The organism is Winogradskyella sp. (assembly GCF_013213975.1).
Taxonomy (GTDB): Bacteria; Bacteroidota; Bacteroidia; order Flavobacteriales; family Flavobacteriaceae; genus Winogradskyella.
Map to the genome: position 1 here is coordinate 1 of NZ_JABSST010000088.1, position 11374 is coordinate 11374.

The window sequence follows — 11374 nt, forward strand, 5'->3', positions numbered from 1 at the left end:
ATTAATGCAAAACAGTCAATCTATTTGTTACTGATCATGACCTTATTCTCAAGTCTTGTGATGGAGGCTCAAACTACTCCAGAACCACCATCTCCTCCAAAGACTCCTCAAACCTCAACAAGTAAATCGTATTCGGTTGCGGTGGAAAATAACACTGGCGACAAACACAACAGTTCTGTTTCTGTTTCCGTCTCAGATGAAGACTATAAGTTTAAAGCACGTTATCATCAATCAAAAAACGAAGGTATCAAAAGCATACTCATTAAAGAATTAGGTAAAAGCAACCTAAACGTCAATAGAAACACCTATTTATGGACCAATGGCGATTATGGAAATGATGTCTTTGAGTGTAAACTAACCAAAGGCCAGCTAAAAATATATCTGGATACTAATGTTGCGTCTGAAGCATTTTTTAATAAAATCAAAACTTTAGGCGACGAACTTAAATATTACATCTCAGGTACGAGTGCAGACTGAGGCAAGAGCACAGTGAGAGCAAGAACGTGCTGCTAAAGCTGCTCAACGCGCCACAAGAAATTAAACATCAATCAATCAAATGAATATCATAGAATATTCTTTAAATTAGCCATTAAATAAAATTATTTAATGGCTTTACTTGTTTTTTACGCTATAATCTCCATTTTCTTTTCATTTTTATGTTCCATTTTAGAAGCTGTATTGCTAAGTATCACACCAACATTTATTAATGTAAAAAAGAAAGAAGGTAAAGCTTATGCTACTGAATTAGAAGAGCTAAAAAAGGATGTTGATAGGCCATTAATAGCCATTCTTACCCTTAATACTATAGCACATACAGTAGGCGCAATACTTGTTGGTGTTCAGGCAAAAGTAGCTTATGCAGAACTCTATGGCACCACGAAACGCAGTGTTCTTGGTATAGAATTTACAGAAGATGTTATGGTTGGAGTGGTATCAACCATTATGACTATTCTCATATTAGTTGCCTCAGAAATTATCCCAAAAACTATAGGGGCAACCTACTGGAAACAATTAGCCAATTTTACATCAAAAGCTCTTAATGTTTTAATCTTCCCTCTGAAATGGACAGGAATTTTATGGATTCTTCAGCTCACAACAAAACTTATAGGCGGAAAAGGGCATGGTAGTGTATTAAGTCGTGAAGGGTTTGTAGCTATGGCAGATATTGCTCAAGAAGAAGGGGTCTTTGAAGAAAATGAAAGTAAGGTGATTAAGAATCTTCTAACTTTTAAAGAAGTGCAAGCCAAAGATGTTATGACTCCTAGAACCGTCATGAAAACAGAAAGTGAGAACACAAGCATTAAAGACTTTTTTGAGGTTAATCAAAATATTCGTTTTTCGCGCATTCCTGTATATACAGACAATCCTGATAATATTACTGGCTTAGTATTGAAAGATGAAGTATTCAAGGAAATGGCTCTTGGTAATAAGTCTAAATTGTTATCCGAAATCAAGAGAAACATTATTATTGTTAATAGAAGCCTTCCCATTCCAACGCTTTTTGAAGAATTAGTAGAAGCGAGAAATCACATGGCTTTAGTTGTAGACGAATATGGATCTGTCAGTGGATTAGTAACAATGGAAGATGTTATTGAAACCCTACTTGGACTTGAGATAATGGACGAAAGTGATAATGTTTCAGACTTACAACTGCTTGCACGTAAAAGCTGGGAAACACGAGCTAAACGATTAGGATTAATTGAAAATGAAAATCCAGAAAATTAATGGACACCTGTTATATAGAAACCCTTTAGGCGTTGCTAAAATTACAGGAGATAAAAATGGCATTTCGGCAGTTTCTATATTAGATAATCAAATCCCATCAACAGCAAAAATTCCTGAATCTTTGCTAGACTGTGTTACTCAACTTAAGGCATGTTTTAATACTGCTCTTAAATCAATTGGTTTACCATTAAACCCTAAAGGTAGTCGCTTACAAAAAAAGGTATGGCATGAGCTTCAGAAAACACCTGTTGCAATAACCGTCTCATATTTAAACCTATCAAGGCAACTAGGAGATGTAAAAGCTATACCAGCTGTTGCACGCGCAAATGAAAAAAACTCGCTTTGGATTATAGTACCATACCTTAGAGTTATTGGAAGTGATGAAAGTCTCACGGATTATGCTGGTGGGCTTCATCGAAAAGTGTGGCTACTCAATCATCAACATAAATACAAACAACAAACTTTATTTTAATGTATAAATCCGGAACTGAGTTTCTCAAGCGCTATTTTAAAGTATCTACCATATATAAATATGGTTTTAATTGGTCGCCAATGTACAAGAGAACAACGGCCAAATTAGTTGAAGTTAGCGATGATTTACATTATGTAAAGATTAAAATGAAACTCAACTGGAAAAATAGAAACTATGCAGGTTCTATTTTTGGAGGTAGTATGCTTGCTGCAACAGACCCAATTTATATGATTCAATTACTTCAGATTTTAGGTAATGACTATGTGGTTTGGGATAAAGCTGTAGAAGCACGCTACAGAAAGCCAGGCAAGTCAACCATTTTTGGTGAATTTGAATTTACTAAAGATGAAATTGAAACCATTAAGAAAAAAGTCGCTGAACATCATGAAACAGATATTGTTAAGACAATGAGTTTGATTGATGAAAAGCAGAATATAATTGCTACTTTTAATAAAACACTATATATCGCTGATAAACGTTTTTATAAGGAAAAACTTAAAAGGCGAAAAGCTTAACCATTTGATATGAAATTCATTAAAAAACTAATTAGGTCAATCATTATTCTATTTGGTTTATTGATTGGAGTACTGTACTTAACAGATACCGATTACCTCTTAAAAGCTGTAAGAACGATCTATATGAGAGGACACACAACCGCTTATCTTGAAGACTACAAGCATTTCGATAATCAAACTATTGCAGTAAGTAATAATCCTCAACCATGGCCAAACCACAAAGGATATAATTCTGTTGAGTCAACTAAGGAATTGTCTCAGGCTCACAAAGATTGGGGAACAATCGCCTATGTCATCATTAAAAATGATAGTATTTGGTTTGAACAATATTACGATGGCTTCAATGAGGATTCAAAGTCCAATTCATTCTCAATGGCCAAAAGTTACGTTTCCGGACTAATGTTTAAGGCTATTCAAGATGGCTACATTAAAAGTCTAAATCAATCAGTATGCGATTTTTTACCCGCATTTTGTGAAGGATCTGCAGCAAAAATGACAGTTGGTGACCTAAGCAGCATGGCTTCTGGCACCAACTGGGACGAAGCCTATTATTCACCATTATCTATAACAACACGCGCCTATTTTGATGACGATTTAGCTAAGGTCATGAATGGCCTTAACATGGCAACAGAACCTGGTCAAGTCTTTAAGTATGCAAGTGGTGATACACAAATGTTGGCGATGGTAATTGAAAACGCCACTGGAAAAAAGCTATACGATTATTTTCAAACTAGCTTATGGAATCCTTTAGGATCTGAAAATGAAACACTCTGGCAAGTAGATAGTGAAGATCATGATTTAGTAAAAGCCTATTGCTGTATTGCCAGTAATGCCAAAGATTTTGCGCGGTATGGTAAATTATTTAAAGATTATGGCAAATGGAATGGACAACAAATCATTGATTCTAATTATGTTGCCATGTCTATAAAACCTAGATTTAAGGAAAGTCCAGAATACGGTTATGGTTGGTGGTTGCATAACCAACTTGGAAAAGACTTCTTTATGATGCGAGGACATTTAGGACAATACGTTATTGTACAACCAGAAGACAACCTTATAATCGTAAGGTTAGGACATCAAAAATCACCTAACTTATCTAGTGATGGCATATATACTTATGACATTAGTTTATATATTGAAGAGGCTTATGAAATGCTTGGACTATGATCTCAAAACTCAATCTCGAACATATTTTATTCCTAGATATTGAAACAGTTCCAGAAACTGAAAATTTTAATGATTTAGACACTGTTAAACAAGGACTATGGGATGCAAAATCGAAATACCAAAGAAGAGATGAGTTTTCTGCAGAAGAGTTTTATGACAGAGCAGGTATTTGGGCCGAATTCGGTAAAATCATATGTATTTCTGTTGGGTATTTCAAAATGGAAGGAGATATCAGAAACTTTAGAGTAACCTCATTCTATGGAGATGAAATTAAAATTCTAAAGGACTTTAAGAATTTAGTTATAAGCCATTTTAGCGAAAACAAACATTTGCTTTGTGCACATAATGGAAAGGAGTTTGATTTTCCATATATCGCTAGACGAATGATTATTCATAATATAGAATTACCATACAAACTCAACCTATTTGGTAAAAAACCTTGGGAGGTACCTCATCTTGACACTCTAGAGTTATGGAAATTTGGAGATTATAAAACCTACACCTCTCTCAAATTATTAACTAATGTTTTAGGTATTCCTTCGCCTAAAGACGACATTGACGGTAGCGAGGTTTATCGTGTGTATTATGAGGAAAATAATATAGATCGTATAATACGTTATTGTGAAAAAGATACCATTGCCGTTGCTCAGATTCTACTGCGTTTGCGAGGGGATGATTTATTACACGATAATGAAATCAAACACATTTAAATAAAAACGCCCAGTTTTAAAACTGGGCGTTTTGTTATTGTAAGGTGATTTATTTATTGCTTTACAAATCGTCTTAAGATGATATCATCACCTGTTGCTAATTCTATAAAATAAACTCCTTCTTCTAATTCGCGGACATTTATTTCTTCATGTCTATCTCCTCTTGCAACAGTTTGACCCAACATATTAATAATTCTGTATGTTGTTGTCTCCTCACTTAAGAAATTAGACTTAACATGTAAGACATTATCTACTGGGTTAGGATAAATAGCAAATGCGTTAGCATTAGTTTCATCCTGATCACCTAATTCATCATCTCTTGTACCGAATGGTATTGCAGCTGTTGTTCCAGAACAAGATGTCTCATAAATCTTCACATTAGAGAAGGTTGAGTTGTTTCCAGAACCAGCATCATTATCATTTATAAATACAAGTCTGTCCATGCTACCTGTGTAAGAATCACCAACTGGAATTACGTAAGTAACTGTTCCATTTGAATAATTATCAAAGTTTGTTACACCATAATTCTGAGTACCATAAAACTTAAAGTAGAATGATGACGTTAACGCGTTATCATTTTCAAATCCAATCCCATGGATTTCCCCTTCCGAAGTACTGCTAAACTCTAACTCAATTACGGTATTAGCTGTTACAGTATATGGGAAATTAATATATTTCCATGTGTTATTTGATAAGGTTAATGATGTTCCGCCATTGCCAATTGAATTACTTCCGTCTGTATCTTGAGTTGAGAAGGAATTAAGTGTATAATCATTAAAATTCAAAACATCACAACCTGAAGAACCAGATCCATCATCAGCATTTAACTCTAAATTATCAATAGCAATATCACTTCTCCAACTTGAACCTGTTGTTCCAACAAATCGTAACGTAATAGACTGACCCGTATAGGAAGCCAAGTCAACCGAAGCTTGATTCCACTGATTACCTTGATTTCCTGATAGGTTCCAAATCGAAGCCCATGACGTTCCTTCATCGGTAGAAACTTCAAGAGATAAGGTACCTATATTTGTTCCATATAAGTGGTTTTGGAATGTAAATACTGCAGCTGTTTCAGCAGTCAAATCAAAACAAGGACTAACTAAAATAGCAGTAGCATTTGGTCCTATCTGCCCTGGACTATTGTTAGTAGAAGCCTCTAAGAACATATAAAAAGATCCATTTGCTGCAGAACTTGGTCCAGTAGTATTAGAAGGTGTTGATCCGCTATTTCTTACCCAATTACCGTCATCACCTCCAACTTGAGTCCAACCATCACCAGATTCGAAACTCTCTGTATATGGGAAGGTGGATATGCCACCTGTACAACCACTTGACACCTCGTTTACATTAACAGTTCTTGTGACTTGGCTAGCAGCATTGCCTGCAGCATCACTAACATTATAAGTTACAATGTAGGTGCCAGCAAGACTAGTGTTAACTGTATCACCACCAATTACAATATTGGCAGAAATATTCCCATCAATATTATCTGATGCTGTAGCTCCTTGTTCCGTATAAGTATCACCTACATTAAGATCTACAATAGACGCGCCTATTAAAGTTATAACCGGAGCCGTAGAATCTGGATTAACTGTCACTGTTCTAGTTACTTGATTAGCAGCATTACCAGCAGCATCACTAACATTATAAGTTACAATGTATGAGCCAGCAGCATTGGTATTAACTGTATCACCACCAATTACAATATTAGCAGAAATATCTCCATCAATATTGTCTGTTGCTGTAGCGCCTTGCTCGTTATAGGCTTGCCCAAGTTCTAAAATAACAGATGATGGCCCATTTAATGTAATTACTGGAGCCGTAATATCTGCATTAACATTTACTGTTCTTGTGACTTCATTTGCTGCATTTCCTGCTGCATCACTAACGTTATAGGTTACAATGTAACTACCTGCGATATTTGTATTGACAGTATCACCACCAATAATAACATTACCTGTAACATCACCATCGACATTATCTGTGGCAGTAGCACCAAGTTCTGTATAGGTTTCCCCTACATTTAGATTAACTGTCGCAGCACCATTTAAAGTAATCACAGGAGCCTCAGTATCTGGACCTGTGCCTTCAATTATTATGGTATAATCTTCTACTTCACCATAAGTAAAGGAAGCACAAGGACCAACTGTAGCGTTATAGCTCATGGTTACACGCATTCTAGTTGACACTTCAGACGCGGTGTTTGGAACTGTAAAACTTCCGCTAACTGGGGTTGCCTGAGTAGGAGCCTGCGTAAATACTTGTTCATTAGCATCTGTAAAATCACCATCTCTGTTATAATCAATCCAAACAGAATACCCCTCATTATATAATGTACCTGTCCAAGTTGGTGTTATTGTCACAGTGTATTGCGAGCCTTTAGTCAAAGTTGTTGACTGGGACGTAAAATCAGAATAGAACTGCGCTCCTGAACTGTTATCAATAGTATTTAACTGAACTCTTGAAATATACTCATCGTTAACATTAGAACTCTGAGATGAACAATAGGTAACAGGAACAGCATCTGTAGTAATTGTAGCACTATTACTTTCACCAGAAACATTTCCTGTAGCATCTTTCGCTACTACAGTGAAGGTATACTGAGTTTCAGGTGTTAATCCTGTAACCGTAAAACTCGTATTAGTTGTATTACCAATTACGGTGCTATTTCTAAGAACGTCGTACGAAGCCACACCAACGTTGTCTGTTGAAGCTGTCCAAGATAAATTAACGGAATTTGAAGTTACGCCTGAAGCTATTAAATTAGTTGGCACAGATGGCGCTGTAGTATCTGGCGCATCTGTTGTTACGTTTGCGACATTACTATTTCCAGATTGATTGCCTGCTGCATCGTTTGCTCTTACTCTAAAAGCATAACTTGTGTTTGGACTTAATCCAGTAACTTGATAATTGGTTGTGGTGCCAGATACAGAAGCTACAACTGAACCATCCTGTAATATATCGTATCCTGAAACGCCAACATTATCTGTAGAAGCCGTCCACGTCAAATCTGTAGAATTCTGAGTAGTATTAGATGCTGTTAAATTACTTGGTACTGAAGGAGCTTCAGTATCAGGCACAGCCGTTGCTGTAAAAGAACCTGTAAAAACACCTCTACCATATGTTGAGGCAATAATCTGGTTGTTGTTGTCATTACCATTTACTGCCCAATAGTCAAACGAAGTCACACTAACATCGCTCATTCCGTTATAAGCCTGTGACCAATTTGGATTAGTTGCATTAAAATTAGACGTTGACCATACACCTAATTGTGTCGCTAGTATCGCTTCATCTCTATTTAAAGGGTTTTGCAACATATCTCTCACGGGGATATTAGGAAGATCCCCTTCTTTACTTACCCAGTTTGAACCACCATTAGATGTTGCCCAAACACTAGTAACTCCATAATTATGGATGGTAACAAATATGTCATTTGCAGTTTCCCCAAAGCGAATAGAAGATACTGAACCTAAGAAGGGTGTCGAAACACTCGTCCAACTCGCACTATTGTTATTGACATTAGACAATCTAATTAGATCCCCATTTTTTAAACCAACATACCATACATTATTGGCAAAAGGAGAAGCTCTAAATGCCGATGGCTCTGCTGTTAATAATGAATTTGTAAGACTTCCGCTTGAGTTTGAAGCCACATTAATTGACTTTATTGCATTCTGTGTGGAATTTGAGTTATTAGTTAATAGACGATTCGCATCACTATCATAATCCATTTGATTAACAAAATCTCCACGAGATTGGTCATTAGATAGGGTCGTTGCCCCACCTTGTCGTCGTCCTAAACCATTCCAAGGTAAGTTAAATCTATAAATAACGTTGGCTACAAAGGTTGCAATCATATACTGACCGTCTTTATCGACAAAGGTGTAAAAACCATCACCATCTGATAATTCTTCAGAACCATTAATCCCAGGTGAGGCATTAGCATTTCTAAATGCCTGAGAACCGTTATCTTGTGCACCAGCAGTAAAAATAACATTCGTCGTTCCACTTCCGTTAGGACCAATTCCAGCCTTTACATACTGCGTTACATTATAGTTATTATTTCTAACACCTATTGCAGAACCGTTTCCTGAAGCTGCTGATAAACTTGATGCATAATAGATGCCTCCGTCATTACCAAAAACTGCTTGATTAGAATTTCCTGGTCTAAAGGTCATAGCATGTTGATCTGCGTGTACGAAAGGAACATTCAACGTATTTAATCCAGGGTTATTAGACCATTTAGAAATCTGGGTCCAAGAACTGGCACTGTTAGTAGATCTAAACAAGTCAATTCCACCAACATAAACGATGTTATCATTATTAGGGTCAACCTCTATCATTAGATCGTAAAAAGCCTGACCTCTACAAAAGTCGTTCGCAGGGATACCCTGATCTGCATCATTTGGTAGTGCTCCATTTGAAATGCTTCCAAAACGGTTATTCGATGTATAAACATGTACTGGGGTATTAACGCCTTGTGTTAAAGCATACATTTTATTTGGATTACTAGCAGAAACTGCAATCTCCACTCTATTAGAATCGGTTAATGGAGACGCGCCTGCTTCAGTCCAAGAACTTCCGTTTGTTGTGCTAAATACGCGACCACCACCTGTACCTCCAATTCCAGGAGTCGTTATGGTTCCCATCCAAAGTGTATTATCTGCGCCTATCTCAAAATCATTTGGAATTATAGGATATGCTGTTCCAGCAAAGTCAAATTGAAGGTTTGAAGTTTCTATTCTATTCCAAGTGGCACCATCATTAGTTGAACGATATAATCCAGCTGTTTGAAGGCCCAACCAATTGGTTGGACTACTTGAAGCACCATAAACATGAGCACCTACTCCAACAAATAATTCTGTATTACCATTATTATCCCACGCTACAATATCATTCACATAAAAAATCCCAGATAAGAATAAGTTTGAAGCATTAAATTCAAAAGTTCCAGGACCTGCTGGTGGAATATTTACTGAGTTCCAGGTATTCCCGCCATCATTAGTTACATAGACACCAGTTCCTACAACATCACCTGCAGTATACTGCTCCCCTGTTCCTACATACCATCGGTTAGAGTTATTAGGATCAACTGTTATGGATGTAACCGATAAATTACCAGGAATATTTTGTAGGCGTTCCCACTGAGACCCTGAGTTTGTGATATTGGTATTTCTCCATAAGCCACCACTTACACCTCCTGCATAGACAATGTTGCCTGAGGGATCATTAGGATCGAATAAAATGGCGCGTGTTCTTCCACCAATATCATTTGGTCCACGCTCATCCCAGTCATTTCCTGCTTCTCCGGGATTTCGACCAGCAATTCTATCTAATTCAAGCTGCTGTCTCAACAACGTTAACTCACCGTCATCTAATTTTCCCGTACTTGGGTTTACAGTAAGTTCCCACATTTGCTCAAAATAACGGTTTGGAGGTAACCCTTCCTTTTTCCGTTTCTTTTTGTCCCAAGTTAAACTCTCCTTAAAAGGTGAATTTGCGATGATTTTGGCATGTGCCTCTCGCTGCTGTTCAATAGTTAATTCTGAATTCTGTTCATTGTTTAAAAAAAATAGGGTTCCCACAGAAATCAACAATAAAATTCCTGCAAAAAAGGTTAGCTTTTTCTTCATTTTCTTAAAAGGTTAGTGTTAGTTTTGCAAATTTTTCATCGAAAATATTAAAATTTTGTTAATTCTTAAAAAATTCCGAAAACGTTTTCGTTAATAATTAAAAACAAGACTAAAAATGTGGTTTTACCACATTAGTTTTGAAGAAAAAGATTACGAAAACTGAATTTTTATTTATTTTTAATTATAACAGAAAAAGCCCAGATTTGAAATCTAGGCTTTTTTAAGTTCAATTATGAACACTTAATTTTTAATAAACTTCTTCGTCAGTGTTTCATCTCCTTCATTGACTTCAATAAAGTACATACCACCTTCCAATTTAGAAACATCTATTTTTCCTTCTGATCTTCCAGAAAGGATAATTCTACCTTGAATATTAATTATTTTATAGTTAAAGATTTCCAAACTAGGAATTTCAACATTTAAAATATTGCCTTTAACTGGGTTAGGATATAACTTAATATCAAACTCTGACAACTCAGGAGATTCTAAATAACCTACTATTTCTAAATTATCTTTTTTTCCTTTAGAACCAGAAGAAATTCCTGTAATGGTCACTTGATCTATAAAAATTTGATCGTTATTACCAGAGGCATCACACTGGAATCTAAATCCAGAATTCACTGCAAAATTGTACTGTATAGGTGTAAGATTAACCGTCGCATTATAAAACGTATTATTATTAATATTTACACCTCTAGTCCAAGTCTCTACGGTAATCCAAGAAGAGCCATCAAAGAAGCGTAACCAGAAATCCTCACCATTCTCCATGCTTCGAACGTAGAAATAAAAATCAACTTCAACTGAGTTGAAAGAAGTAATATCAATGTTGTTTAAAGTCATTGATGACGCCACACCAGAATTATCTCTAATTCTAATTGAATACTGACCCTCATAGGATCTTGCTTCATCAAGTCGTCTGGCACAATCAGCACCACCATCTATCCAACTATCCCACCCAGTTTCAAAATAGCCTTCATTAAGAACTACATCAGAATCACTACATGGCGCACAAGATCCTCCGCAGTCAATACCAGTTTCATCACCTTTTTGAATTCCATCATTACATGTTGGTGCGAGTGCCACATTCACAGTGCGTACAACTTGGTTCGCTGCATTACCAGCAGCATCACTAACATTATAAGTTACCAC

The 11374-nt window shown here is 36.3% G+C and carries 8 protein-coding genes; 6 read left to right on the top strand and 2 right to left on the bottom strand.

Going from position 1 to position 11374, the window contains the following annotated elements:
- From HRU49_RS12430 to HRU49_RS12455, 6 genes are all read left to right on the top strand, one after another.
- A partial coding sequence (locus HRU49_RS12430; RefSeq protein ID WP_296357646.1) for a hypothetical protein occupies window positions 1–477 on the top strand: 477 nt, incomplete at its 5' end.
- Between the two features lie 129 nt (window positions 478–606).
- A complete protein-coding gene (locus tag HRU49_RS12435; RefSeq protein ID WP_296357648.1) occupies window positions 607–1725 on the top strand; it encodes a hemolysin family protein in 1119 nt (372 codons plus the stop codon).
- Window positions 1706–2197: a methylated-DNA--[protein]-cysteine S-methyltransferase gene (locus tag HRU49_RS12440; protein WP_296357650.1), complete on the top strand. Its 492-nt coding sequence runs from the start codon at window positions 1706–1708 to the stop codon at window positions 2195–2197. The genes HRU49_RS12435 and HRU49_RS12440 overlap by 20 nt, the downstream gene beginning before the upstream one ends.
- Window positions 2197–2712, top strand: coding sequence for a DUF4442 domain-containing protein (locus tag HRU49_RS12445; RefSeq protein WP_296357651.1), 516 nt, complete (start codon window positions 2197–2199; stop codon window positions 2710–2712). Before HRU49_RS12440 ends, HRU49_RS12445 begins: the two co-directional genes overlap by 1 nt.
- Before the next feature lie 9 nt (window positions 2713–2721).
- A complete protein-coding gene (locus HRU49_RS12450) occupies window positions 2722–3879 on the top strand; it encodes a serine hydrolase (protein ID WP_296357652.1) in 1158 nt (385 codons plus the stop codon).
- Window positions 3876–4589 carry a 3'-5' exonuclease gene (locus tag HRU49_RS12455; RefSeq protein ID WP_296357653.1) on the top strand — a complete coding sequence of 238 codons (714 nt, stop codon included), beginning with the start codon at window positions 3876–3878 and terminating at the stop codon, window positions 4587–4589. Before HRU49_RS12450 ends, HRU49_RS12455 begins: the two co-directional genes overlap by 4 nt.
- A 53-nt stretch (window positions 4590–4642) precedes the next feature.
- Here HRU49_RS12455 and HRU49_RS12460 read toward each other — a convergent pair whose 3' ends face one another.
- Window positions 4643–10225 carry an immunoglobulin-like domain-containing protein gene (locus HRU49_RS12460; protein WP_296357654.1) on the bottom strand — a complete coding sequence of 1861 codons (5583 nt, stop codon included), beginning with the start codon at window positions 10223–10225 and terminating at the stop codon, window positions 4643–4645.
- A 240-nt stretch (window positions 10226–10465) separates the two neighbouring features.
- Window positions 10466–11374 (bottom strand): T9SS type A sorting domain-containing protein (locus HRU49_RS12465; protein WP_363146767.1); only part of this gene is annotated, 909 nt, incomplete at its 5' end.